Below are 24,712 nucleotides of genomic sequence, written 5' to 3' on the forward strand. Positions count from 1 at the left end.
CTGTATCTTTCTCTTACCCGCGCACCGCAGCAATAACGCGGGCTACTTCTTCATCTGTCAGTTCCGGATGGATTGGCAACGCCAGAATGCGTTGCGCCAAATCTTCTGAAACAGGCAACGCCGTACCATCATGATGATCCCGGTAGGCTGGTTGTTTATGCAGCGGCAGCGGGTAGTAAATTGCTGATGGCACCCCCTGTTCTTTCAGGCGGGCCTGCATCTGCTCACGCTCGGCACTGTTTTTCAGCAACACGGAATAAATGGCCCATGCGCTCTGGCTATCTGGCACGCGTGCAGGCACCTGCACCACATCTTTCAGGCCTGCATCATACTGGCAGGCAATTTCCTCACGCCGCGTCAGTTCTCGCGCAAAGTCATCCAACTTGGCGAGCAGTACAGCGGCTTGCAGAGTATCCAGCCGTCCGTTCATACCGGTACGCAACACCTCATACCGGGTTGTGCCTTCGCCATGTGTACGCAAGGAACGATAAAGGGCTGCGCGCTCCGGGTCATCCGTCAGAATAGCACCGCCATCCCCATAACCACCCAAAGGCTTGGATGGAAAAAAGGATAGCGTTGTTGCTGTGGCTTCCCGCCCCAAAGGCGCACCATTCAGCTTTGCTCCAAAGGATTGTGCACAATCAGCCAGCAGGAAAAGGTCTTCTTCCTGCGCAATGGCCCGTAACTCTGCCCACGGCGCAGGCTGGCCAAACAGATCCACCCCAACAATGGCGCGTGGTTTCAGTTTACCAGTTTCCCGCACGGCACGAATGCGCTTGCGCAGGTGCTCTGGATCAATCTGGAAGGTCTGTGGGTCAACATCCACAAAAACAGGCGTGGCACCCAACACTAAGGGCACTTCTGCCGTGGCGGTATAGGTAAACGCGGGCAGGAACACAGCGTCATCCCGGCCAATCTGTTCCCCCATCATCACAATCTGCAAAGCATCTGTGCCAGAGGAAACACCCACGCACTCTTGCGCGCCACACCACTGGGCCAAGCGCTGCTCCAGCTCCAGAACCTCTGGCCCCATTACAAAGCGACAATGCGCCAGAACGGCTTCCAACCGTTGCCGCAATGCGGGTTCCAGCCGTTTTTGCTGGGCTGCGAGATCAAGAAAAGCGATAGGCCTGTTTTGTGAACTGTTCATAATGCCACCTGCTCATTGCCATCGGCCTGCGCCTGTCCGCTGTGTACAACACCCGCCGCCATAGCACCAGACACCGCAGATTCTGGCGCCAGGGCACGCACCTCTCCTGCTGGGTTATGATCGAATTCCGGCACCAGCAATGCCAGAATACGCAAAGCAGCCTGCACATCACCTTCTCGCGCATAGGCCGTAATCTGATCCACCTCTTGGCGTATCTGCTCCAGATCAACCAGCCGGGGCGTTGCCATTAGCAGGCCGGGTTCATCGGTTGGCACTGGGGCTTCCCGGCCATGAAACAGTTCCTCATACAGTTTTTCACCGGGCCTTAAGCCCGTAAAACGGATAGTTACATCTTCATCAGGGCGCAAACCGGCCATACGGATCATCTGCCGGGCCAGATCTACAATGCGGACAGGTTCTCCCATATCCAGCACAAAAATACCGCCGTGCCGCAGTAAGTCATCGGTGCCAGAGCCATCTGTATGGCGCATGCCGCGCACACTGGCTTGCAACACAAGCCCCACCGCTTCTGGCACTGTCATGAAATATCGGCGCATTTCAGGGTGTGTGACGGTAAGTGGGCCACCACGTTCCAACTGGCGGCGGAACAATGGCACAACAGAACCAGTAGACCCTAAAACATTCCCAAAGCGCACGGTAACACACCGCATGGCATTTGCCTTGCCCGATGCACGGGCACGCACGTCCAACGCCTGACAGTACATTTCTGCCGCTCGCTTGGATGCGCCCATCAGGCTGGAGGGATTCACCGCCTTGTCTGTTGAAATCACCACCATGGCCTGCGCCCCGTGGCGAGATGCCGTATCGGCTACAACACGCGTACCATGCACATTGGTTAGCAATCCTTCAGCCGGGTTTGCCTCTACAATAGGCACATGCTTCAGCGCTGCGGCATGAAACACCAATTCCGGACGGAAACGCGCCATCACATCATCAAGCCGCGCTTCATCCCGCACATCGGCCACCACCACTTCTCGCGGCACATGAGGGGCACAATCTGCAAGTTCCACATCTATCTGCCACAGCTCGAACTCGCCATGGTCAAGCAGAATCAGGCGTTTAGGGCCAAGGAGAGCAATCTGCCGCACCAGTTCAGAACCAATAGTGCCCCCTGCCCCCGTAACCAGAACGGTGCGGTTGCCCACCAGCCGTTCCATACCTTCCCGATCCAGTGGCACCTGGGGGCGGTTGAGCAAGTCTTCCAATGGTACAGGCCGTAGTTGCACACGCTCTGCGGGGGTAAGATCTGTTAAAGCCGGCGTGCGCAATACTGAGATACCATGCACCGCTGCCGCATCCAGCACATTGGTAAGAGCACGACCTCGGAAGGAAGGATCTGTCACCACCAAGGATTCGGGCAGCATATTGTTTTTGGCCAACCGATCTAAAACGGCCCCAATATCTTCCACATGCCCCAAAATGGGAACGTTGTGGATGCGTCGGCCTGCTTGATGCGTGCCCAAGGCCACAAGCCCTACAACACGAATCCCTGCCTCTGGGTTACGCTCCAGCGCACGCAGATACAGATCTGCAACCGTATCTGCCCCTATCAACACTACTCGCCGTAGGTTGGCCCGACGAAGGGCTATTCTGTGCGCCAGACGATACCCCACACGCAACCCGCCCAGCATAACCAGCAGAACCAACGCATAAATAATGGGAAAGGTCAGGCTAGGTAACGGAAAGCCCACTGCCACAAGCCCGCATGAAAACAGCACGGAACTGGCAATGGAGGCTCCAGCAATACCTAGAAGGTCTGAAACACCGGAAAACCGCCAATATTGCTGTGGCATACGGAATGGCAACCCGCTGACAAGCAGCGTGATAGCCCCCCCAGCCAGAAACCAGAGTGGATGCAGCAATCCATCTTGCGGGGCCGCCAGCCACCGCGCCAGAGGTGCAGCAAGTGCCGCCAATACGCCATCCAGCACGATATTTACGGCTATCCTGTTTACAGGGCGCAGACGCGGATTACGGTGTAGGGGCTGAGAGTGTTGTGATGCCATTATCTTGCACCTATAGCGTAGCACCTGCCATCCTAGAAGCGGCTCAACCGGACGACTGTCTTTTCATGTCTTTTTCTTTTTCCTGTGTGGCAATTTTCTGCCTTTTAGGTGCCTGCATTCTTTCCGCCTGTATTGTGCTGGGCATGATCGGGCTTGCCGTTATGGATACGCCGGGGCATCGCAGTGCCCACGATACCCCCACCCCCAAAGGGGGCGGCATAGGTGTAATGCTTGCTTTTGCGGCTGTTTTGCCGATGCTTATGTATGTTACCGGCCAGCAGTTTCTTTCCCTCCCCGCCTGCACGCTGGCTACGGCTACCCTTTTGCTATGTGCCGTTTCATGGCTTGATGACGTTTATCAGTGGCCCCCCACCATTAAGTTTGCAGCGCAATGCGCCGCTGCCTGCATCATTGTGGTCGGAGGCATTACTCTGCCTTGGCCCACACCGCTTTTTGGGGCCATTCTTTCCGTATTATGGCTGATATTTATAACGAACGCCGTTAATTTCATGGATGGATTAAACGGGCTGATTTCTGGCTGTTTATGTCTTGCAGCACTATGTATAGCCGGCGCAGCTACTTATCTGGGCGTACCAACTTTACGTTGGCCAGCATTGCTTATGGCTTTTTGTTTGGCAGGTTTTCTGCCTTTTAATTTCCCCAATGCCCGCATTTTTCTGGGAGACGTAGGAAGCCAAGGATGTGGGCTACTGGCTGGTGCTGCCGCCCTGTATACCGCAGCACATTCTGCACTTCCCTCTGGGTGGGTTGTGGGGCCTGCGCTGCTGTTTCCGTTGATTTATGATGTTATTTTCACGCTGATTCGCCGCAAACTGGCCGGACATTCCTTGGTACAGGCGCATCGTGGGCATTTGTATCAGGTGCTCCACCGAAGCGGCATATATGCTCCCGCCATTTCTTGCATGGAATGGGCCTTCACACTTTGGGGGATAATGGTAGCCTGTTTTGTGGCCCCTATGCCTATAACAGCAGGAAGCATAACGGCTTTTATACTTGTATGCGTGCCGCAACTTATATGGACAGGCTTTGCAATTTTACGCACGCGCCAACACCCTGTTGGCGCGTGGTAACTGCAATCTTTTATTTTTCCAGCGTCAAGGTCAGCCCCTGTGCAGAACCTGCAAGCCGTGCGCCCTGAGAAATGGTTTCAATCTTGATACGCACGCCATTCTTGTTTTCCAGAACAGCGCCACCCAAGCCTTGCCCCAGCGTTGCTTCACCATGAGCAGCGCCATAAGTGCCATTAAAATCTGACAAACGATGCAGATTATAAACGGTGCCTTTTCCTTCAATTTTAGAATAACCAACAGCCGCAATTGTGCCGCCGGTAATAGAAAACTTGTACGTTTTACCGCCGTAACGCAGCCTGCCGCCACCCCATGTATAGCCTACTCCCAGATCGGCTGACCGCGCTGTAATAGTAACCGTAGCAGTGGGTGACCCCATGGCATCTTCAGCATGGGCGACAGGAATAAAACTGGCCGATGCCGCAAGCGCAGCTGCGGCAAAAAATGAAGAAAACCGCATGGAACGTTCCTTTCTTCTTGTTGGTCTGGCCGAAAAATCAGCCTGCTGCTTTAGAATACAAAACAGCAGGCTTTTCAGAAAACCGTGAAGAAAAAACGCTTACTTCCTACAAAAGTTTCAAACTGGTTGAACCAGCAAAAACTTAGGCAGCCATCACACGGCGCACACGCCGAGCTGCTGGCTCACGCTCTGCGGAACGTTGAGCCTTGCGTGCTGCATTTTCTACAGTTTCGCCCATAATGGTGCGAATTTCCTTTAGGTAAGCAGCACCTTTAGGCGTACGCTGCACCAGTACGGAACGACGATCCAACGGATCTACCTTACGGCGGGCCAGATCCAGTTCACTCAACCGATCCAAAGCGCGGGTAATAGCCGGTTTGGAAACGTTCAGGCTGGCAGCTAGACCACGTACGGTATGGCCGGTTTCATCCAGATAACATGTCAAAAACACTGCCAGTTGGCGAGCGGACAGATCTGGAGCATCTCCACGCACCAAGGATACAATCGTATCCCGCAGGGTTTTGGCCAGATCCTCTGTTTTTTCTGCTGCCTGAGGCATAAGCTTCACTTTCCTTTTGCTGCACGCTTTATCTTGGTCTCTCAAGATAAAGCGACATATTCCCGCTTCCTGTTACGGAACGAATCCCCTTGAGATTTCATATAGGAGGCGAAACGACTCTTTTAAAGTATTAATAAGAACACATTCTCCCTTCTTTTATGACAGCTTTATGGCAGCGGTATCCTGCTCTTCACAAAAAAGCTGCGTAATAGCTTTAAAAACGGCCCGAACCCCAGGAGAATCGCCACCTTTTGGCCGTCCGGGGCGGGAACTGTCATTCCATGCATAACTGTCGATATGCACCCAACGCTGATCTGGATTTACAAATCGTTCAAGAAATAATCCGGCAGTAATCGCACCCGCCGTAGGTCTTGATGAAATATTACTGATATCTGCAACAGAACTTCCCAACCATTCCCGATACCCTTGCCACAAAGGCAAGCGCCACATGGGGTCTGCTTCCTGCTGCCCTGCTTCCAAAAATACCTTGGAAATGGCCTCATCATTACAGAACAAGGCGGGCAGGTCTGGCCCCAGAGCCACACGGGCAGCCCCTGTTAAGGTTGCAACATCCAACAGCAGATCGGGGTTCTGCTCTCCTGCTTCATGCAACAAATCACACAAAACCAGACGGCCTTCTGCATCTGTATTGCCAATCTCTACTGTAAGGCCAGAACGGCTACGCACCACATCCAACGGGCGCATGGCATGCCCGGAAACGCTGTTTTCCACACAGCCAAGCCGCAGTTCCAGCCTTACAGGCAAATCCTGCGTCATAATCAGGCGGGCAAGCGCCAGAACTGTTGCGGCCCCGCCCATATCCTTTTTCATGCGCAGCATACCGCTGGAGGGTTTAAGATCGTACCCGCCGCTATCAAAACACACACCTTTACCGACCAAAGAAATCAGCGGTGCTTTTTTATCTGCCGTGCTGCCATGCCATTGCGCTACCACCACACGTGGGCCGCGGTCTGACCCATTGCCCACATGCGCCAGCAAAGGGTAGGCTTTATCCAGCGCAGCTCCTTTTATAACATCCACATCAGCACCAAATTCCTTAAGCACTGTTTTAGCTGCTCGTGCCAGATCAGACGGGCCCAACAGATTGGCTGGTGTATTAATCAGATCACGCGCAAGCCAGATGGAACGTGCCATTTCCGATGCCACGCTTGCACGTTCCTGCGCTGTGACCACCAATCGTGTTGTTGGTTTTTTGGCGGATGCAGATTTCAAACCATAATGATATGCTCCAAGGCAGAAGCCTAAAATCACATCATGCCGCGCAATGTCATCCGGCGTTTCCACCCGCCAGTCTCCGTCCGGCAATTCTTGCGCCAAAGCCCCAAAAATAAATGGGTCAACCACACCCTTTTCTGGCACGCCAAATAGCGCTGTTGGCACCCCGTTTGTATCCGGCACCATAACCAGTTGGCCGGGAAGAGCTTTAAAGCCACAACTTTCTGCAAAAGCCGCTGCCTGTTCCCCTACCCATGTCTCTAAAACTGCCTGCTCCGATGGGCGAACAGCATGAACAGTGCGCACCTTACTTCCTCGGCGGGACACAACCAGACAATCGGCTTCACGAACAGGCATGATATTTCTCCCTTCGCTTTCAGGCGAATTACCCGTCAGCATATTTCCTTCTGCAAGGATAATGGCATCTGATGGCTTGCTTTTCCACACGCGGCGGCAGACGATGTTTGCATGATGGTTTCTTCCCGCCGTATGGCTGCTGCCGCTCATCACGCATCTATGCCGGACGATGCGCCCGTGCGGGCCATTTTGGGCCCCACCAACACCGGAAAAACACATCTGGCGCTAGAACGCATGCTAGCCCATTCCTCTGGCATGATCGGTTTTCCGCTCCGTTTGCTGGCGCGTGAAAATTACGAACGCATGGTTAAACTTAAAGGCGTGCGCTCCGTTGGGCTGATTACCGGTGAAGAAAAAATTATCCCGCCTCAGGCACGTTGGTTTTCCTGCACGGTAGAGGCCATGCCATCTGACCGTAAGGTAGAGTTTGTAGCCGTAGATGAAATTCAGCTATGCGCTGACCCCGAACGCGGCCATGTTTTTACAGATCGGCTTTTAAATGCGCGCGGACGATCTGAGACCCTTTTTTTGGGTGCAGAAACCATCGCACCTCTGCTCAAAACCTTGATTCGTGACATAGAAATAGACACACGCCCCCGCCTTTCCAACCTGACATATACGGGGCACATGCGCCTATCCCGCCTGCCAGCGCGCACGGCCATTGTGGCTTTTTCCATAGCTGAAGTTTACGCCATTGCAGAACTTATCCGCCGTAAACGAGGGGGGTGTGCTGTGGTAATGGGCCAGCTTTCACCCCGCACCCGCAATGCGCAGGTTGCCCTCTACCAGAACCGGGAAGTGGATTATCTGGTTGCAACCGATGCTATCGGCATGGGGCTGAACATGGATATCCGGCACATTGCCTTTGCCAATATCTGCAAGTTTGATGGATACAGAAACCGACTGCTAACCCCAGCAGAAGCGGCCCAAATTGCGGGCCGCGCAGGCCGAGGCACACAGGATGGCACTTTTGGCACAACCGGAGAATGTCCACCTTTTCCGGAAGGAATGGTAGAGGCCATTGAAACCCACCATTTCGAGCCGCTGCCGTTTTTGTGGTGGCGTAACAGCAAGCTCAATTTTACCTCTCCCAGCACGCTTTACGCCAGCTTATGCCAAAAGCCTCCTGACCGATGCCTGAAATCTGCCGCCCCAGCATCCGACTTACTGGCGCTGTCTGCACTGATGCAGAATGCTACAGTGCAAAAATTAGCCCATACGCCTGCCCGCACCCAGTTGTTGTGGGAGGTGTGCCAGATTCCGGATTTTCGCAAACTGGGGGAAGACAGCCATATCCGGCTGTGTGAGCAGATTTTCATCCTGCTTGCCCAAAAAGGACACCTGCCTTCCGCATGGATGAAATCTCGCCTTGCCAATCTGGAACAGTTGGAGGGGGATATTGATGTCCTGATGCAGCGCCTTATGGGTATTCGCACGTGGTCCTACGTTTCAGCCAGACCAGATTGGGTCGAAAACGCTGCGCACTGGCGGAACCATACCCTAAGGCTGGAAGATGCTCTTTCCGACGCATTACATGAACGCCTGACCACACGCTTTGTAGATAAACGCGCAGCTAGTTTGGCACGGCGCTTGGAAGAAGCAGACACCACCCCTTTGCTTTCTGCCATTACCCGCACGGGTGAAGTAAGTGTAGAAGGGCATGCAGTAGGCCATATGCGGGGCTTTAGCTTTACCCCAGACCCTGAAGCCGCACAGTCTGACCAGAAACTTATTCTCAAAGCGGCACGTCGGGCGGCACGTAACCAGATACCCTATCGTGTTTCCCAGTTTTTGCAGGCACCAGACACGGAAATAACGCTGAACCTGCAAAATGGCGTACTCAGCTGGCAGAAAGATACCATTGCGCGCTTGCAAGCCGGAGCAGATGTGCTGCACCCGGTTATTGAAGTGCGTGAGGCAGAATTTCTGGAACCTGGACAGAAAGAAAAAATCCGGCAACGACTGGCTACCTTTGTTGATGCACATATCCGCAAAGAGTTGGCACCCTTATTTCATGCAGAAAAAGCAGTGGCTGATCAGCCATTGCTCCGCGGTATGGTGCATATGCTGGTCGAAAACGGAGGTGTGGCCGAGGTGTCGCACCTTTCCGCCTTGCCAGTACGTGCCAGACACATGCTAAAGCGCCTTCATATTGCCCAACAAAAAAACACTGTTTTTTGTAGTAAAATAATGCGCCCTAGCTCCATGGCTTTGCGGGCCCTTTTGTTAAGCTTACATTCTGGCATTGTTTTACCAGAACTGCCCCGCACAGGTGCTGTTTCAGCCCCTTTACCCGCTTTGCTCACACCGCCGCAGAAATCTCTCCTGATGCAGCTTGGATGGATTATTTCTGGGGGCACCTTGATCCGACTCGATATTGCTGCTGCACTATATGCTGAATCTATAGCTCTGATTTCACACGGATCACGGCAGATTCCGAATTTCTTTGCCTCTCGGCTAGGTGTAAAAAAGGCTATTCTTCCGGGTATTTTGCGTAGCCTTGGGCTGCATGTACAAAAACCCCAGATTTTACCGGATACACATGCTGGCCCACCTGCTCCTTTTCTGATTATCCCCCAGAAAACTGTAAAAAATCGGAAACACTCAAAAAAGCGTACAGGTAGAGTTCAGCCAGAAAAATATAATCACAACAGCCCCTTTGCTGTGCTGGCAACGCTTCGGCAACACTATCAACCTTAGCCTTGTTGTAAAAAGAAAGCTGCCCTCCTTACACAGGCGGGTTGCCATTAGGGCAAAAGCACCTCATATCTGCGCCATCCTTGGTGGCAGGCTTCTATATAAAGGTACTGCCATCTGACCCCACGCGGTGAGAGCCCCTCCTCCACCGCCAGATATTTTCGGAGATGGCAATGACCTACGTGGTCACTGAAAACTGCATCCGCTGCAAATTCATGGACTGTGTGGAAGTCTGCCCCGTTGACTGCTTCTACGCTGGTGAAAACTTTCTGGTCATCAACCCAGATGAATGCATTGACTGCGGCGTGTGTGAGCCTGAATGCCCCGCCGAAGCCATTTTCCCTGATAGCGACGACCGTGCAGCAGCGTGGGCAGAAATCAACGCAAAATATGCTACCCAGTGGCCAAACATTACGCGCAAGGGCACGCCCCCGGCTGATGCAGAAGAATGGAAAGACAAGCCTAACAAAACAGAGCTGCTTTCCCCCGATCCGCAGAAAGACTGAGAACCTTTATTTACTAAGGTTTGGAGAAATGGTGTTAGCCTGAGGCTGGCACCATTTTTTTGTACCCAGCCCCTAACACCTCACCTTGGGTTGCCTCTGCTTTCCCCAGAGACTGCATAATGTGCTGGCACGAGATGCTCCGCATGCCCTGCCAAGAAAATACCCAATAAAAAAGCCCCTGTAGCCATAATAGCTACAGGGGCTTTTTTCAGCTTGCTCTCTACCGCCACTTAACGCGGCGGTAGAAACATCACCATATTAGCGGGACATCATGTGCAGTGCGGTGTTGTTCATGATGAACACCGAACCAACAATCAGGATGGCCACAAAAGCAACGGTGAAAACAAAGCACATGTTGTTCCAGCGCTGTTCGGAATCTCCTCCCATGTGCAGGAAGTAGTGCAGATGCACCAGAACCTGAACCAGAGCGAGAGCTGAAACAGCAGCCAGAGTGCCTGCTGGCGAGAGGCTATGGCTCATCACCACACCAAACGACAGCACCGTTAGAACGACGGCAAGAACAAACCCGATAATGTAAGAAGATACGCTACCGTGGCTCTCGCCTGAGGAGGATGTATGCGGATTGCTCATCAGATCATGCTCGCCAGATAGACATAGGTGAAAACGCAGATCCAGACGATATCCAGAAAGTGCCAGAACAGGCTCAAGCAGGTGAGCTTATTCATCATACGTTCCGGAATTTCAGTCGTACCCATCAGCTGAACGATCAGGGTAATAATCCAGATCAGACCACACGTGACATGCAGACCGTGAGTAGACACCAGCGTAAAGAACGCAGACAGGAATGCACTGCGATCCGGACCGGCGCCTTCTGCGATCATGTGCGCAAATTCACGCAGTTCCAGCCCCACAAAGCCAAGGCCCAGCAGGAAGGTAACGCCAAGCCAAAGGATAACCTTGGAAACCTGGCTCTTATGGGCGGCAATCATGCCGAACCCATAAGTGATGGACGAAACCAGCAGGAGGGCTGTTTCCAGCCCAAGCCCACCAAATTCGAACAGTTCGTGGCCGGTTGGGCCACCGTTAAACTGGTTACGCAGAACTGCAAACACGGCAAAAAGCGTGCCAAAGATGATGCAGTCCGTCATCAGATAGACCCAGAACCCGAACACCACCGGAGATTCGTGGTGATGTTCGTCGTGGCCTGCGGTCTGAACAGTTGTGTTCTGTGCCATATTATTCAGCTGCCTGTGCCATCAGTTTACGGGTGTGCTCGTTTTCAATCCGGGCAACCTCATCGGCAGGGATATAGTAGTCGATATCCTTATCAGCGCTGCGGGCAATTACCGAACCGATAACACCAACAAGACCAATAGCAGCCAGCCACCAGATGTACCAAACCGCAGCAAAACCGAAGATCAGGGAGAAGATACCACAAGCCAGCCCCAAAGAGGTGTTCTTGGGCATGTGGATTGCTTCGTACTGAGCACCAGCCTGACGGGTATCAATACCATTTTCCTTATCATGCATGAACGCATCAAGTTCGTGCACATGAGGAACGATAGCAAAGTTGTATACCGGCGGCGGGGAAGACGTGGACCATTCCAGCGTACGGCCATTCCATGGGTCACCTGTCACGTCGCGGTTCTGCGGCAGGTTACGGTCACGGATGGAAACATACAGCTGTGTAAGCTGGCAAGCGATACCAAGCATAACCAGCACTGCACCAACTTCAGCAACCAGCAGCCACGGATGCCATGCCGGATTGTCGTAGTGGTTCAAACGACGGGTCATGCCTTCGAAACCGACAATGTAGAGCGGTACGAATGCACAATAGAAGCCAACAAACCAGAACCAGAAAGCGCGCTTGCCCCAGGTTTCATCCAGCTTGAAGCCCATCACCTTCGGGAACCAGAAGTTCATGCCACAGATGTAACCGAAATACACACCACCAATAATGGTATTATGGAAGTGGGCAATCAGGAACAGGGAGTTATGCAGAACAAAGTCAGCACCCGGGATAGCCAGCATAACGCCAGTCATACCACCGATGGTGAAGGTGATCATGAAGCCAACAGCCCAGTACATGCAGGCATGGAACTGGATGCGGCCCTTATACATGGTGAACAGCCAGTTAAACAGCTTAACACCAGTAGGAATGGAGATGATCATGGTCGCGATACCAAAGAAGGCATTCACGTCCGGACCAGCGCCCATTGTGAAGAAGTGATGAACCCATACCAGGAAGGACAGAACCATGATGGAGCAGGTTGCATAAACCATGGTGCTGTAACCAAACAGCGGCTTGCCGGAAAATGCAGGAACAACTTCCGAAAACACACCGAAGGCAGGAATAACAAGAATGTAAACTTCCGGATGGCCCCAAGCCCAGATCAGGTTCAGGTACAGCATCTGGTTGCCCCCACCATCATTGGTGAAGAAGTGCATCCCGAAGTAACGATCCAGACCCAGCAGAGCAACAGCAACCGTCAGAACAGGGAAGGCCACCATGATCAGGATGGAAGCGCAGAAAGCTGTCCATGTGAAAACAGGCATTTTCATCCAGGTCATGCCCGGAGCGCGCATCTTCACGATGGTTACAAAGAAGTTCACACCGGTCAGCAGCGTGCCAACACCGGAAATCTGAACGGCCCAGATGTAGTAATCAACACCAACGCCAGGGCTGAACTGATTTTCGGACAAAGGCGGATATGCCAGCCAGCCGCACTGCGAGAATTCACCAATGAACAGAGAAACGTTCACCAGGATAAACGCAACAGCCGTCATCCAGAAGCTCAGGTTGTTCAGGAACGGGAAAGCAACGTCACGCGCACCAATTTGCAGAGGCACGATGAAGTTGAACAGACCGGTCATGAACGCCATGGCCAGGAAGAAGATCATGATCGTTCCGTGAGCGGAGAAGATCTGATCATAGTGATGTGGTGGTAGGTAGCCTGGGTTACCTGCATACGCCAGCGCGAGCTGAGTACGCATCATGATAGCGTCAGCAAAACCACGGAAAAGAGCGACCAGTGCCAGGATGATGTACATCACGGCTAGACGCTTGTGATCGACAGAAGTGAACCACTCTTTCCAGAGGTAGCCCCACTTACCGTAATACGTAATAAGTCCCAGTACCGCGACACCGACAATGACAACGCCGATGAACGTCCCTACCAGGATCGGCACATCCAACGGGATGGCCGAGAGCGATAGTCTCCCTAGCATAGATCCTATTCCTTCATATTCATGTCGGACATCGCAGACTGCTGCACCTGGATCATCTTGCCAGTGCTTTTGTCCATGACCATGCCATTGTTGTACTTGGCAACGATCGTGTTGAACATGCCGGGTTCAACATGCGCGAAATACTCGACGGGGTTCGCTTCGCTTGGGGCAGCAAGTTTCGGATAGGTCTGGCTATCCAGCTGCTCGGAAGAAGACTTCACCTTTTCAACCCAGGCATTGAATTCATCACCGCTTACAGCAAGCGTGTGGAATTTCATGTCAGAAAAGCCACGGCCACTGTAGTTGGCAGACTCACCCAGATAGTCGCCTGGTTCGCTCGCCAGCAGATGAAGCTGGGTCTGCATGCCTGCCATTGCGTAGATCATGGAACCAAGACGCGGGATGAAGAAGGAGTTCATCACGGAATCAGAGGTGATGTTGAAGTCAATCGGGGTGTTGACCGGAATGGCCAGCTGATTGACCGTTGCAATACCCTGTTCTGGGTAGATGAACAGCCATTTCCAGTCCAGAGCCACCACTTCAACGTGCAGAGGCTTGGTATTTGCTTCTGCTTCAAGTGGCTTATACGGATCCAGAGAATGACAGGTCTGATAGGTAATCACTGCCAGGAAGAGGATAATCAGGGAAGGCACGCCCCAAATAATCACTTCAATTTTGTTGGAGTGGCACCACTTCGGCAGATACTCGGCGCTCGTGTTAGACTGGCGATACTGCCAGGCAAACAGAAGCGTCAGCAGGATGGTCGGAATCACAACAATCAGCATTGCGACTGTGGAGGTGGCAATTAGGGTTTTAACCCCTTCACCAACCGGGCCTTTCGGGTCGAGAACATCAAGTTCACACCCGGCAAGCAGCAATGCTGACGATAGGCCGCCCAATCGCGCCACTCTCGCCAGTAACTTGTTTTTCATCGCACGCCTCTTGGTTCTGACATCAAATTAGCCTCACTAAGACTCTTTGTTCTGCTGCCATAGAAGCCTGACAACAGCAAGAAAAACCGCGTTTCAACATTCCCCATCTACCACAAACACATATCAGACCGTTGTTTCCTTCATAAACACAAGGAACACGGCATATCGTGCTGGTGACAGAATGAACGGAGCGCGAAAACACCTTGCGCGCACTTTATTCCTAAAGCGCAGATTCTCAAATGTCGGAAAAGTTCCATCAGCCTTTCGTCATAATCAGGTTAGCTGATATGGCGGTGCGGCATGGGTACTCTGGTGCGATAAAAACAGAGGCAAACAACTTCACGAAATATTTCAAAATATTTCTGTATTTTTCTGGAAAATACAATTTCGCTTTCGATTTCATGCCGTTATGCGAAAATATTTTATCTCACATTTTCGTTACAAAATCTTGAATCAAGATAACGGCCTATTTTGGTACGCATTCCGGGCAAACATGCCGCCATTCATTCAGGGCATACCTTCCCATACAAAAAAACCCAGCCCTCTGAGAGGCTGGGTTTTCTTTTCGAGCATACCGGTGGAGCGCACGCCCCATGCCGACTCCTGTATAAATTAATCGTTGGAGTTTCTTACGCCCATAAACTGTAGAAGAAACTGAAAAAGGTTGATGAAGTTCAGGTACAGGCTCAACGCATCATATACGCTGCGCTTAGCTGTCATTTCCGGGCCTTCATACGCAGCAAGCTGCGGATAAGTAACCCGAATACGCTGCGCATCAAATGCACTGAACGCTGTAAAGATGAAAACACCTACAATGCTGTACACATAGTACAAAGCCGGGCTCTTCAGAAACAGGTTCACCAAGCCAGCAATCAGCAGCCCAAACAGCCCCATCATCAGGAAAGAACTAAAGCGCAATAGATTGGCTTTGGTAACGTATCCCCACAAAGACGTTGCAGCGAACATGCAGGCCGTTACCAGAAACACCCGGACAATAGATGTATCTGTATAAATAACGAATATATTGGCCATGCTAGCGCCCATGGTGGCACAAAACGCCCAAAACAGCGCTTGCGCCCCCTGTAGGGAAAGCCTGTTCAAACCAAAGGACATAACAAGCACAAATGCCAATGGCGAAAGCATAGCCACATCACCCAACAATGTTGGGCGCGGCACCAAGCCACCCGGTACCTGTACCACCTGAAAAAACAGATGGCTCAAACTTGTGTTGGCAATAACATATGCCACTATACCGGTAAGCAGCAGGCCAGATGCCATCCAGTTATAAACGCGTAGCATATAGGCCCGCAGCCCAGCATCCAGATTGGCTGCCTGAGCATTCCAGTCTGTGGGCGTAGCGGGGGATCGGTAGTCGTGACTAAACGACATGGTGTTTAACTCTCCTTGTCCGGACAGGCCGGCTTTGCTTAATACTTGTGGCTGCCCTGCCCTGTCGTCAAGGGTTACAAAGAATCAGGTCAAAAACAGGGCGCTTTATTCCTGCCTGGTTTTTATCTCTTCATATAACGCGCTCCCCCACAAATCGGCCATCACAAGCCAAGGAATAAAGTACCAGCTATGTTTTTGATTGCCGGAATTCGCCTTCCCGCCCCCATGCTGGAATTCTTTCAGCAAATTCAGACCTTCTTCCCCAATCGGGAATGGGAGCCCGAACCCTTCCTGTTTCTTCCACTGGTGATCATGGGAGAAACCTCTGATCCAGACATTATGGAGAATCTGGATGCGGGGCTGCTTTCTATCCAGACATCAACTCCGGCAACACTTGTCCACTCCGGGTTGGACGTTGTGCAACAAGGCGAGCGAATCATTCTTACGGCCAAGATTCTATCTGCCGTATGCGATCACCTTTCCGTGAAAATCAGGCGTCAGACTCAGCAAGCAGGCCTGAAGGTAAAGCGTATCTGCCACCCACTCAGCGTGCCACTAGGCACAATCTCAACTGTTCCACCAGAAGACGTCCATAACTGGTTGCGCATCCACCACAGTCTGCGTGCCCCAGAGGACGAGGTTTATGAATTCACCCTGTTCAGTTCTTGGAAAAATCGTGAAACGACAGATATGGAACTTCTGGCCGATTATGCGTTTACATCAGGTTGCATAGAACCCACACACTTGTTATAACAAGATTTGTAAGCGCCTTTCATAATCTGATTGTGAGCATAATTTCCGGCTCTACAGGCCTGTAAGCACGGGAAATTATCCCGCAGAATGGAAGCTGCTATTCCTTCCCCGTGATTGACAGACAGCGTTCCCCTTGGCTGTTGTGTGAGAAACCGGCCTGCCGGCTATCTTTTTCCTCACCGTATATAATAGTCGAGGACATGAACGCATGACCCGCCCCGCCTCCGCCAAGAGACGTTCACTGCTAGGAATTCTCGCGGCCGGAACAATCTGTGCCGCTGCTTTGCCTTACGCGGCAGTCCCTGCCCGCGCTGACGGTCAGGGTAATACGGGGGAAGCTATCATCCATGCAGATGATCACCCCGAAAACTGGCTTTCTTATGGTCGCACTTACAGCGAACAGCGCTATAGCCCCCTAGATCAGATCAACCGCTCCAACGTGGGTGATCTTAAGCTGGCTTGGTACTACACGCTGGATACCAACCGCGGGCAGGAAGCAACCCCGCTGGTGGTAGATGGCATTATGTATGCCACAACCAACTGGTCTAAAATGGAAGCGCTGGACGCTGCCACAGGTAAGCTGCTTTGGCAGTATGACCCCAAAGTGCCCGGCAACATTGCTGATAAAGGCTGCTGTGATACGGTTAACCGTGGTGCAGGCTATTGGAACGGCAAGGTTTTCTGGGGCACGTTTGACGGCCGTCTGGTCGCTGCCGATGCAAAAACCGGTAAAAAGGTTTGGGAAGTTAACACCATCCCAGCCGATGCCTCCTTGGGCAAGCAGCGCTCCTACACAGTGGATGGCGCGGTACGCGTAGCAAAAGGCCTGGTGCTGATTGGTAACGGTGGTGCTGAATTTGGTGCCCGTGGCTTTGTTTCCGCTTTTGATGCCGAAACCGGCAAGCTGAAATGGCGCTTCTACACCGTTCCGAACAACAAGAACGAACCTGATCACGCTGCATCAGACAATATTCTGATGAGCAAAGCCTACAAAACCTGGGGCCCCAAAGGCGCTTGGGTACGTCAGGGCGGCGGCGGCACTGTATGGGATTCTCTGGTTTATGATCCGGTCAGTGACCTGATCTACCTGGCTGTTGGTAACGGCTCTCCCTGGAACTATAAATACCGTTCTGAAGGCATTGGTTCCAACCTGTTCCTGGGCAGCATTGTCGCCCTGAAGCCTGAAACGGGTGAATATGTCTGGCACTTCCAGGCAACCCCAATGGATCAGTGGGATTACACCTCTGTTCAGCAGATCATGACACTGGACATGCCAGTGAATGGCGAAATGCGCCACGTGATCGTGCATGCTCCTAAAAATGGCTTCTTCTACGTTCTGGATGCCAAGACTGGTGAATTCCTGTCTGGCAAAAACTACGTTTACCAGAATTGGGCCAACGGTCTGGACCCGCTGACAGGTCGCCCGATCTACAACCCAGATGGTCTGTACACCCTGAACGGCAAGTTCTGGTACGGTATTCCTGGCCCACTGGGTGCACATAACTTTATGGGCATGGCTTACAGCCCCAAAACACATCTGGTCTATATCCCAGCTCATCAGATTCCGTTTGGTTATAAAAACCAGGTTGGTGGCTTTAAGCCGCATGCGGATTCCTGGAACGTTGGTCTGGACATGACCAAGAATGGTCTGCCTGACACCCCAGAAGCACGTACCGCTTATATTAAGGATCTGCACGGCTGGCTGCTGGCATGGGATCCGGTCAAAATGGAAACGGTCTGGAAGATTGACCACAAAGGTCCGTGGAACGGCGGCGTTCTGGCCACCGGCGGTGATCTTCTGTTCCAGGGCTTGGCCAATGGTGAATTCCACGCCTATGACGCCACAAACGGTAGCGATCTTTACAAGTTTGACGCACAGAGCGGCATTATCGCTCCGCCTATGACCTATAGCGTCAACGGCAAGCAGTATGTTGCTGTTGAAGTGGGCTGGGGCGGCATCTACCCGATTTCCATGGGTGGCGTAGGCCGTACTTCTGGCTGGACAGTTAACCACTCCTACATTGCTGCGTTCTCTCTGGATGGCAAAGCCAAACTACCGGCTCTGAACAACCGTGGCTTCCTGCCCGTAAAACCACCTGCACAGTATGACCAGAAGGTCGTTGATAATGGTTACTTCCAGTATCAGACCTACTGCCAGACCTGTCATGGTGATAACGGCGAAGGCGCAGGTATGCTGCCTGATCTGCGTTGGGCCGGTGCTATCCGCCACCAGGATGCTTTCTACAACGTAGTTGGTCGCGGTGCGCTGACGGCTTACGGGATGGATCGCTTTGACACCAGCATGACGCCGGATGAAATTGAAGCTATCCGTCAGTATCTGATCAAACGAGCAAACGACACGTATCAGCGTGAAGTGGATGCTCGGAAGAATGACAAGAACATTCCCGAAAACCCGACACTTGGCATTAACCCCTAATGCCTCGGCAGAGTTACGACGTCATTCAGCACACAGGCGATAAGTGGTAAAAATGATGATTAACAGGCTAAAAGCTGCCCTGGGGGCAGTCGCTGTCGGGCTTCTTGCGGGAACGTCCCTAGCGCATGCACAGAACGCTGATGAAGATCTGATCAAGAAGGGCGAGTACGTTGCTCGTCTGGGGGACTGTGTGGCTTGCCACACATCCCTAAATGGTCAGAAATATGCTGGTGGTCTTTCCATCAAGACCCCCATCGGCACAATTTACTCCACCAACATCACGCCAGACCCTACTTACGGGATTGGCACCTACACATTTAAAGAGTTTGATGAAGCCGTGCGCCATGGCGTGCGTAAGGATGGCGCTACGCTGTATCCAGCAATGCCCTACCCATCCTTCGCCCGCATGACGCAGGATGACATGAAGGCTCTGTATGCATATTTCATGCATGGTGTGCAGCCGATTGCGCAGAAAAATCACGCAACTGATATTTCTTGGCCAATGTCCATGCGTTGGCCGCTGTCCATCTGGCGCTCTGTATTTGCACCGGCTCCGAAGGATTTCACTCCGGCACCCGGCACAGATGCTGAAACAGCACGTGGTGAATACCTTGTAACCGGCCCTGGCCACTGTGGTGCATGTCATACACCGCGCGGCTTTGGTATGCAGGAAAAAGCGCTGGATGCATCTGGTGGGCCAGACTTCCTTGGCGGCGGTGGCGTAATCGACAACTGGATTGCCCCAAGCCTGCGCAACGATCCGGTTCTGGGCCTCGGTCGCTGGTCTGATGAAGATCTGTTCCTGTTCCTGAAATCCGGTCGTACTGATCACTCCGCAGCCTTTGGTGGCATGGCTGACGTGGTTGGCTGGAGCACCCAGTACTTCACCGATGCAGATCTGCACGCCATGGTGAAATACATTAAATCCCTGCCGCCGGTTCCGCCTGCACGTGGTGATTACAGCTACGATGCCTCTACGGCTCAGATGCTGGATTCCAACAACTTCTCCGGCAATGCTGGCGCCAAAACATATGTGGAACAGTGCGCTATCTGCCATCGTAATGATGGTGGTGGTGTAGCCCGTATGTTCCCGCCGCTAGCTGGTAACCCGGTTGTTGTTTCCGACAACCCGACATCTGTTGCTCATATTGTTGTTGATGGTGGCGTTCTGCCCCCCACCAACTGGGCACCTTCTGCTGTGGCCATGCCGGATTACAAAAACATCCTGTCTGACCAGCAAATTGCAGATGTTGTAAACTTCATCCGTTCTGCATGGGGTAACCGCGCACCGGCTAACACGACAGCAGCAGATATCCAGAAACTCCGTCTGGATCATACGCCGCTGCCAACACCGGGTTGGGCTAATGCAACTGAAGAATCCGCTACATGGGGCCTCTTCATGCCGCAGCCTTACGGCGCTGGCTGGACCTTCGCACCGCAGACACATGCTGGTGTGGATGAAGCACAGTAAAGCTTCTGCTTAAATAACCGGCCCTACTTTTATGGGCTGGTTACAAAGCGCCGTAGTGGCAACACTACGGCGCTTTTTTATATTGTTTGCATTGTAAGCGAACGGATCATCCCCACATATTTCAACAGAATGATCCACACTCAAACAAAATTGAAATGGCACGCGCCAAGTTCTGCGGAAAGCAGTGATGTTGAAACACAACTGAACTGTTTGGTGCAAGAAATCCGGCAATGCACAGCCTGTGCGCGTAAGTTACCGCTAGGCCCTCGGCCTGTTTTGCATGTTTCCCCTCACGCACGTTTACTTATTGCCGGGCAAGCCCCGGGCACACGTGTGCATGAAACCGGTATTTCCTTTAACGATGCCTCGGGAGATCGGCTACGGGGATGGCTCGGAATGAGCCGAGATGCTTTTTATGATTCCAACCGTGTAGCCATTTTACCTATGGCGCTTTGTTACCCCGGCGTACTGCCTAAGGGTGGTGATCGTCCGCCACCACCGGAATGCGCCAACCTATGGCGAGAACGTATTCTGGCTTTGCTGCCCAACCTTCGGCTGACACTTCTGGTTGGGTCTTATGCCCAGAATTACGTTTTGGGAAAAGGCAAAGTATATGAACGGACAGAGCACTTTCAGGATTTTCTGCCGCAATATTTTCCTTTGCCCCACCCATCATGGCGCACCGGGGCATGGGAGCGCAAAACCCCCATGTTTCAGGAAAAAATTATTCCTGCCCTTCGGCGCGAAGTAGCGCGTGCACTTGATGATTAAACAGAACTAAAGCACCAAAAGCAGGCGCACATCATTCACATTTGTTAACGTTGGGCCTGTTTTAATAAGGTCATCGAGTTTTTCAAAAAAACTGTAGCTGTCATGCTGTTTCAAAAAATCCTCGGCAGCTACGCCATTTTGCAGGGCACGGGCTAATGTATCCGGGGCAAATATAGCACCAGCAGCATCTTCCGTGCCATCAATACCATCTGTATCCCCCGCCAAGCCCCATATGCCTGCCTGACCATTTAAAGCCAGCGCGCAAGAGAGCAAAAATTCTGTATTCCGTCCGCCTTTTCCCGGCTTTGTGCCTGCGCGAATACTTACCGTTGTTTCCCCACCACTTAACAAAACAGCCGGAGCACGAACAGGCACAGCGTGTGCCTGAACAGAACGGGCAATGCCACTCATCACCACACCCATGACACAGCTTTCGCCTTCCAGCGCATCCCCTAAAATTAAAGGGGTCACTCCTGCTGCACGCGCCACCTCGGCTGCGGCCTGTAACGCCATAAAAGGAGTTGCTATCATTTCAACCCGATTATCTGCATTGGCAGAGTGCTGGGACGAAACTGCCGTGGTGGTGTTCTCCAAAACATGACGAACAGTATCGGGCACGTCTAAATTGTATTTATTGAGAATACGCAAAGCATCTTGAGGTGTTGTTGCATCTGGCACAGTGGGGCCGCTGGCAATAATTGCCGGGTCATCTCCTGGCACATCACTAATAACAAGCGTAACCACTTGCGCAGGAGCCGCTGCCACAGCCAGCTTGCCGCCTTTAATGGCAGATAAGTGCTTACGCACTGTGTTCATTTCAGAAATTGTTGCGCCAGAATGCAAAAGCTGGCGGCCAATGTTCTGTTTTTCTACCAGCGTGATGCCTGCTACCGGCAAAGCCAGAAGCGCAGACCCTCCACCGGATATCAAAGCAAGAACAAGATCATCTGGCCCCAACCCTTTTACGGCCTGCAATATATCATGTGCTGCCTGTTCACTCCGCGCATCTGGCACAGGGTGGGATGCTTCCAGAATTGTAATGTGGCGCGTTGGAAAAGCATGCCCATCCCGCGTGACCACAACGCCTTGCAAAGGCACATCTGACCATGCCGCCTCCAGCGCAGCAGCCATAGCGGCAGACGCCTTGCCTGCCCCCACAACAATGCAGCGGCCTTTGGGTTTTTGGGGCAGATATTCTGCCAATACCTTGAAAGGATCAGCCGCGCTAACCGCAGCATCAAACATACTGCGCAACAGGTTGCGCGCCTGTTTGTTTTGTTCTTTTGTGATGTCTGACTGCGCCAATGCAACACTCTCCTACAATGCTCTACCTTAATATCAGAGCCTGTTTATGACCCATCCGGTCTAGGTAAATGCTTTATCCAGATATGGAGAAGACGCATCAAAGAACGCTCGGTTCTCTGCAAGTTCTGTTTCTATCACCCGCAAACTGGCTAATGCCCGCAGCATCTCTTCACGCACAGAAAGGTTTGCTTCGGTTTCTTCACAGTTCAACAAATACTCTACAGCTATATGTGTTGCCCGCGCAGTTCGACCGTATTGCCCACCATATCGGCCAGTAAAACGCTGCATGCGTTCCATCATCACTTCTACGGCTTTCTGTGCCTCTGGTGGCAGAATATTCTTCGCTAAAACGGTACGTAACCGCAACACATTGAGCGCAATGGTCATACTAGACAACACGCCACTTAAATACCGCTCCAGCACATAGGTATTGCCATCATCTGTCGCCATGGTGGAAAGGCGTACAAACCCATCTACACTTCGCCCAATAATTTCCGTTACAGCGGGCGGTCTGCGCTGGCCTGCCAAACGACGCAGACCGCGCAGAATATTCACACGCATATCCCACCGCAAACCATCTGGATCGTATGGCAGAAACACGCGGTACATCCACATGCAGAACATCATAGCCAACAACAGAGGCATGGCAGTGTTGAAATACATGATTTCATCCATCCGCCCCTGATTGATCGGCCCCACCAGAATAGGCAGAAACAGATTATAAGCGACTGCTGCAAGCACCAGCGGTGGCCATGCAAAAGCCAATCCACCAATCAGCATGGGCACAGCCAAACACATGGCCATCATTTCGTAAATTGTAGGCTGTGCCATCACCCACAGATCAAGCAGTGCGCTCATGCCAATCACGCACACAGTGCCGTGCAAGAATGCCTGCGTGGCAAGGGCTGGCTGCTCCAAAGTGGAAAACAGCGCACATACAATGCCTACAAACATAATAAATGTCAGACCATCTGGCCAAGCGGTGGTAATCCATAGAACACCAGCCAAAAAGATGGTGACAGAAGCCCGCAAGCTATTGGTAAACGCCATCCGCCAGTCTCTGTAAGACTTCATGGGGTAGCGGAAATGGTCATGCGGCTGCGGGTTGCGGCTCATTTCAAACTGCTCAATGGCCAGATACAGCTCTTCCAGCATGGTATCCAGCTTATGCAGCAATTGCACTTGCCGAGTCAGCACTTCATCCTGCTGCTCATCAAGCGGGGGATGCGTGGCCGCTTCCATTTCCTTTTCCAGACACCCAGCGGCAAGTTGCCGACATGTTGCCCGTAAAGATGTGAGATCCCGCAAAACTGGCTCAATAGGCTGATCGTTATCCAGCCTGTCTGGCAAAGCTTGCAAAAAAGTGCTCACTTGCTGGGCTGTATCCTGATATTCCGCACCCTGACTGTGCGGTACCTCTAGCAGCGCACCCAAATCCAACCCGCGTGACAATAGTACCGTAATAGCTGCCAAGGCAGCTCTGGCATGATCACCTTCATGCTGATGTTTGCCCATTTCAATTTCGGCAAACTCAACCTGATCGCTCAGCGCGATAAGAGTAGAAAACACACCGGGGGAATTTGCCACAGCCCGTCTATCACCCTGCAACAAGCGCAAAATGGCGGGCACGGCACCTTTAAGGGCTTGCACAAAGTTGGTTGCCAATCGTGTTCTGGCCCGCAACCCTAACTGATACTGGAAAAGGGATGAAATTGTGGTTTCCACCACAATACCAAGCGTAATGTACGTGGCACGCGCCATTGCGATCTGAAAAATATGATCGGGCGCAACTATGCCATCCAACGCAATAATAACGTACGTAAAACCCGATGCCCGCATACCGTGAATACGATAATTGGTCATGGCGGCTGGGCCGGGCAGCAACGTGCCTATAAAGCAGAAAGTGCCAATTCCTACCGCCACAAAAAAGATATACAGCAGCGGAGATTGCGGCATGCTGGCCACCAGCACGATGGCACATATTGTGCCCACCACCATGCCAAACATATGCCAGCGCGCCTTGGCAATGGATTTGCCGCGCGTGCCTTGCGCCACCATCCAGACAGTAAGGGCCGCCCATTGCGGGCTCCCCAGTTCCCACCACAAGGCAATGCCAAGAGCGATTAAGGATGAAATGGTGGTGCGAAGCGCATACCCAAAAGAAAGTAGATTGGGCGCAAACAACCAACGTAAATGGTCAAGCTTGCGTGGTGGGCCGCCACCAACAAGCGTCTGCCGGACAATAATAGAGACCGACCGCCAAAGCTGCCCCAAGGAAAGCGTCATGCTTTTCACGCGGCCAAACCTGAGGTGCTAATGGGGAAACAACGTGCCATACATCTTCTCTTACCCCAACATGGCAGAAAAGCGTATTCACACCTCATA

General features: G+C 52.4%; 20 protein-coding genes. 8 read left to right on the top strand and 12 right to left on the bottom strand.

Features of this window, described 5'->3' with window-relative positions; genetic code table 11:
* Window positions 1-13: 13 nt before the first annotated feature.
* Both FKW19_RS05940 and FKW19_RS05945 read right to left on the bottom strand, forming a co-directional pair.
* A complete protein-coding gene (locus FKW19_RS05940) occupies window positions 14-1,150 on the bottom strand; it encodes a DegT/DnrJ/EryC1/StrS aminotransferase family protein (protein WP_089178362.1) in 1,137 nt (378 codons plus the stop codon).
* The gene (locus FKW19_RS05945; RefSeq protein WP_089178361.1) at window positions 1,147-3,177 is read right to left on the bottom strand and encodes a nucleoside-diphosphate sugar epimerase/dehydratase; all 2,031 of its coding nucleotides are present in this window, start codon (window positions 3,175-3,177) and stop codon (window positions 1,147-1,149) included. Before FKW19_RS05945 ends, FKW19_RS05940 begins: the two co-directional genes overlap by 4 nt.
* Here FKW19_RS05945 and FKW19_RS05950 point away from each other — a divergent pair.
* Entirely contained in the window at window positions 3,171-4,268 is a 1,098-nt protein-coding gene (locus FKW19_RS05950; protein WP_089178360.1) for a UDP-phosphate alpha-N-acetylglucosaminephosphotransferase, read from the top strand. The genes FKW19_RS05945 and FKW19_RS05950 overlap by 7 nt on opposite strands.
* Window positions 4,269-4,278: 10 nt before the next feature.
* Here the strand turns inward: FKW19_RS05950 and FKW19_RS05955 are convergent, their stop codons facing one another.
* Window positions 4,279-4,725 (bottom strand): hypothetical protein, encoded by a 447-nt coding sequence (locus tag FKW19_RS05955; protein WP_063353283.1) that lies wholly within the window; start codon window positions 4,723-4,725, stop codon window positions 4,279-4,281.
* Between FKW19_RS05955 and FKW19_RS15395 the strand changes: the two genes are divergently transcribed.
* The gene (locus tag FKW19_RS15395; protein WP_162870728.1) at window positions 4,710-4,871 is read left to right on the top strand and encodes a hypothetical protein; all 162 of its coding nucleotides are present in this window, start codon (window positions 4,710-4,712) and stop codon (window positions 4,869-4,871) included. The genes FKW19_RS05955 and FKW19_RS15395 overlap by 16 nt on opposite strands.
* Here the strand turns inward: FKW19_RS15395 and FKW19_RS05960 are convergent.
* Together FKW19_RS05960 and FKW19_RS05965 are read right to left on the bottom strand one after the other, a co-directional pair.
* Window positions 4,868-5,284 (bottom strand): MarR family transcriptional regulator, encoded by a 417-nt coding sequence (locus FKW19_RS05960; protein ID WP_035353907.1) that lies wholly within the window; start codon window positions 5,282-5,284, stop codon window positions 4,868-4,870. The genes FKW19_RS15395 and FKW19_RS05960 overlap by 4 nt on opposite strands.
* Window positions 5,285-5,440: 156 nt before the next feature.
* Entirely contained in the window at window positions 5,441-7,027 is a 1,587-nt protein-coding gene (locus FKW19_RS05965; RefSeq protein WP_089179857.1) for a M17 family metallopeptidase, read from the bottom strand.
* A 9-nt stretch (window positions 7,028-7,036) separates the two neighbouring features.
* On the opposite strand from FKW19_RS05965, the gene FKW19_RS05970 reads away from it, so the two are divergent.
* A complete protein-coding gene (locus FKW19_RS05970; protein ID WP_193561083.1) occupies window positions 7,037-9,577 on the top strand; it encodes a helicase-related protein in 2,541 nt (846 codons plus the stop codon).
* A 170-nt stretch (window positions 9,578-9,747) separates the two neighbouring features.
* Entirely contained in the window at window positions 9,748-10,080 is a 333-nt protein-coding gene (gene fdxA, locus FKW19_RS05975; RefSeq protein ID WP_035353955.1) for a ferredoxin FdxA, read from the top strand.
* 258 nt (window positions 10,081-10,338) lie between these two features.
* On the opposite strand, the gene cyoD is transcribed toward fdxA, so the two are convergent.
* From cyoD to FKW19_RS06000, 5 genes are all read right to left on the bottom strand, one after another.
* Window positions 10,339-10,671: a cytochrome o ubiquinol oxidase subunit IV gene (cyoD, locus tag FKW19_RS05980; protein WP_003629825.1), complete on the bottom strand. Its 333-nt coding sequence runs from the start codon at window positions 10,669-10,671 to the stop codon at window positions 10,339-10,341.
* Window positions 10,671-11,276, bottom strand: coding sequence for a cytochrome o ubiquinol oxidase subunit III (cyoC, locus tag FKW19_RS05985; RefSeq protein WP_089178358.1), 606 nt, complete (start codon window positions 11,274-11,276; stop codon window positions 10,671-10,673). The genes cyoD and cyoC overlap by 1 nt, the downstream gene beginning before the upstream one ends.
* Before the next feature lies 1 nt (window position 11,277).
* On the bottom strand, window positions 11,278-13,269 hold the full coding sequence (gene cyoB, locus FKW19_RS05990) for a cytochrome o ubiquinol oxidase subunit I (protein WP_006116680.1): 1,992 nt from the start codon (window positions 13,267-13,269) through the stop codon (window positions 11,278-11,280).
* Between the two features lie 5 nt (window positions 13,270-13,274).
* Complete coding sequence (gene cyoA / locus FKW19_RS05995; protein WP_006116679.1) at window positions 13,275-14,201, bottom strand: ubiquinol oxidase subunit II; 927 nt, start codon at window positions 14,199-14,201, stop codon at window positions 13,275-13,277.
* A gap of 612 nt (window positions 14,202-14,813) precedes the next feature.
* Window positions 14,814-15,590 (bottom strand): Bax inhibitor-1/YccA family protein, encoded by a 777-nt coding sequence (locus FKW19_RS06000; RefSeq protein ID WP_006116678.1) that lies wholly within the window; start codon window positions 15,588-15,590, stop codon window positions 14,814-14,816.
* 189 nt (window positions 15,591-15,779) lie between these two features.
* Between FKW19_RS06000 and FKW19_RS06005 the strand changes: the two genes are divergently transcribed.
* The 4 genes from FKW19_RS06005 to FKW19_RS06020 all read left to right on the top strand — a co-directional run bounded on the left by FKW19_RS06005 (window position 15,780) and on the right by FKW19_RS06020 (window position 21,022).
* Complete coding sequence (locus FKW19_RS06005) at window positions 15,780-16,343, top strand: hypothetical protein (RefSeq protein ID WP_089178357.1); 564 nt, start codon at window positions 15,780-15,782, stop codon at window positions 16,341-16,343.
* A gap of 208 nt (window positions 16,344-16,551) precedes the next feature.
* The gene (locus FKW19_RS06010; RefSeq protein WP_006116676.1) at window positions 16,552-18,780 is read left to right on the top strand and encodes a PQQ-dependent dehydrogenase, methanol/ethanol family; all 2,229 of its coding nucleotides are present in this window, start codon (window positions 16,552-16,554) and stop codon (window positions 18,778-18,780) included.
* A gap of 52 nt (window positions 18,781-18,832) precedes the next feature.
* Window positions 18,833-20,251, top strand: coding sequence for a cytochrome c (locus FKW19_RS06015; RefSeq protein ID WP_035353914.1), 1,419 nt, complete (start codon window positions 18,833-18,835; stop codon window positions 20,249-20,251).
* A gap of 129 nt (window positions 20,252-20,380) precedes the next feature.
* Window positions 20,381-21,022: a uracil-DNA glycosylase family protein gene (locus FKW19_RS06020; protein WP_193561080.1), complete on the top strand. Its 642-nt coding sequence runs from the start codon at window positions 20,381-20,383 to the stop codon at window positions 21,020-21,022.
* A 6-nt stretch (window positions 21,023-21,028) separates the two neighbouring features.
* Here FKW19_RS06020 and FKW19_RS06025 read toward each other — a convergent pair whose 3' ends face one another.
* Entirely contained in the window at window positions 21,029-22,267 is a 1,239-nt protein-coding gene (locus FKW19_RS06025; protein ID WP_089179856.1) for a glycerate kinase, read from the bottom strand.
* A gap of 120 nt (window positions 22,268-22,387) precedes the next feature.
* The gene (locus FKW19_RS06030; RefSeq protein ID WP_150150508.1) at window positions 22,388-24,622 is read right to left on the bottom strand and encodes an FUSC family protein; all 2,235 of its coding nucleotides are present in this window, start codon (window positions 24,620-24,622) and stop codon (window positions 22,388-22,390) included.
* Window positions 24,623-24,712: the final 90 nt, after the last annotated feature.

The sequence above is a fragment of the Acetobacter sp. DmW_125128 genome, assembly GCF_008704325.1.
GTDB lineage: Bacteria > Pseudomonadota > Alphaproteobacteria > Acetobacterales > Acetobacteraceae > Acetobacter > Acetobacter oryzifermentans.

Bases quoted from the DNA above. Each gene is read 5' to 3' on its own strand.
- FKW19_RS05940 (WP_089178362.1), bottom strand. From the start codon at position 1,150: ATGAACAGTTCACAAAACAGGCCTATCGCTTTTCTTGATCTCGCAGCC.
- FKW19_RS05950 (WP_089178360.1), top strand. From the start codon at position 3,171: ATGCCATTATCTTGCACCTATAGCGTAGCACCTGCCATCCTAGAAGCG.
- FKW19_RS05945 (WP_089178361.1), bottom strand. From the start codon at position 3,177: ATGGCATCACAACACTCTCAGCCCCTACACCGTAATCCGCGTCTGCGC.
- FKW19_RS15395 (WP_162870728.1), top strand. From the start codon at position 4,710: ATGAAGAAAACCGCATGGAACGTTCCTTTCTTCTTGTTGGTCTGGCCG.
- FKW19_RS05955 (WP_063353283.1), bottom strand. From the start codon at position 4,725: ATGCGGTTTTCTTCATTTTTTGCCGCAGCTGCGCTTGCGGCATCGGCC.
- FKW19_RS05960 (WP_035353907.1), bottom strand. From the start codon at position 5,284: ATGCCTCAGGCAGCAGAAAAAACAGAGGATCTGGCCAAAACCCTGCGG.
- FKW19_RS05965 (WP_089179857.1), bottom strand. From the start codon at position 7,027: ATGAGCGGCAGCAGCCATACGGCGGGAAGAAACCATCATGCAAACATC.
- FKW19_RS05970 (WP_193561083.1), top strand. From the start codon at position 7,037: ATGCCGGACGATGCGCCCGTGCGGGCCATTTTGGGCCCCACCAACACC.
- fdxA (WP_035353955.1), top strand. From the start codon at position 9,748: ATGACCTACGTGGTCACTGAAAACTGCATCCGCTGCAAATTCATGGAC.
- cyoD (WP_003629825.1), bottom strand. From the start codon at position 10,671: ATGAGCAATCCGCATACATCCTCCTCAGGCGAGAGCCACGGTAGCGTA.
- cyoC (WP_089178358.1), bottom strand. From the start codon at position 11,276: ATGGCACAGAACACAACTGTTCAGACCGCAGGCCACGACGAACATCAC.
- cyoB (WP_006116680.1), bottom strand. From the start codon at position 13,269: ATGCTAGGGAGACTATCGCTCTCGGCCATCCCGTTGGATGTGCCGATC.
- cyoA (WP_006116679.1), bottom strand. From the start codon at position 14,201: ATGAAAAACAAGTTACTGGCGAGAGTGGCGCGATTGGGCGGCCTATCG.
- FKW19_RS06000 (WP_006116678.1), bottom strand. From the start codon at position 15,590: ATGTCGTTTAGTCACGACTACCGATCCCCCGCTACGCCCACAGACTGG.
- FKW19_RS06005 (WP_089178357.1), top strand. From the start codon at position 15,780: ATGTTTTTGATTGCCGGAATTCGCCTTCCCGCCCCCATGCTGGAATTC.
- FKW19_RS06010 (WP_006116676.1), top strand. From the start codon at position 16,552: ATGACCCGCCCCGCCTCCGCCAAGAGACGTTCACTGCTAGGAATTCTC.
- FKW19_RS06015 (WP_035353914.1), top strand. From the start codon at position 18,833: ATGATGATTAACAGGCTAAAAGCTGCCCTGGGGGCAGTCGCTGTCGGG.
- FKW19_RS06020 (WP_193561080.1), top strand. From the start codon at position 20,381: ATGATCCACACTCAAACAAAATTGAAATGGCACGCGCCAAGTTCTGCG.
- FKW19_RS06025 (WP_089179856.1), bottom strand. From the start codon at position 22,267: ATGTTTGATGCTGCGGTTAGCGCGGCTGATCCTTTCAAGGTATTGGCA.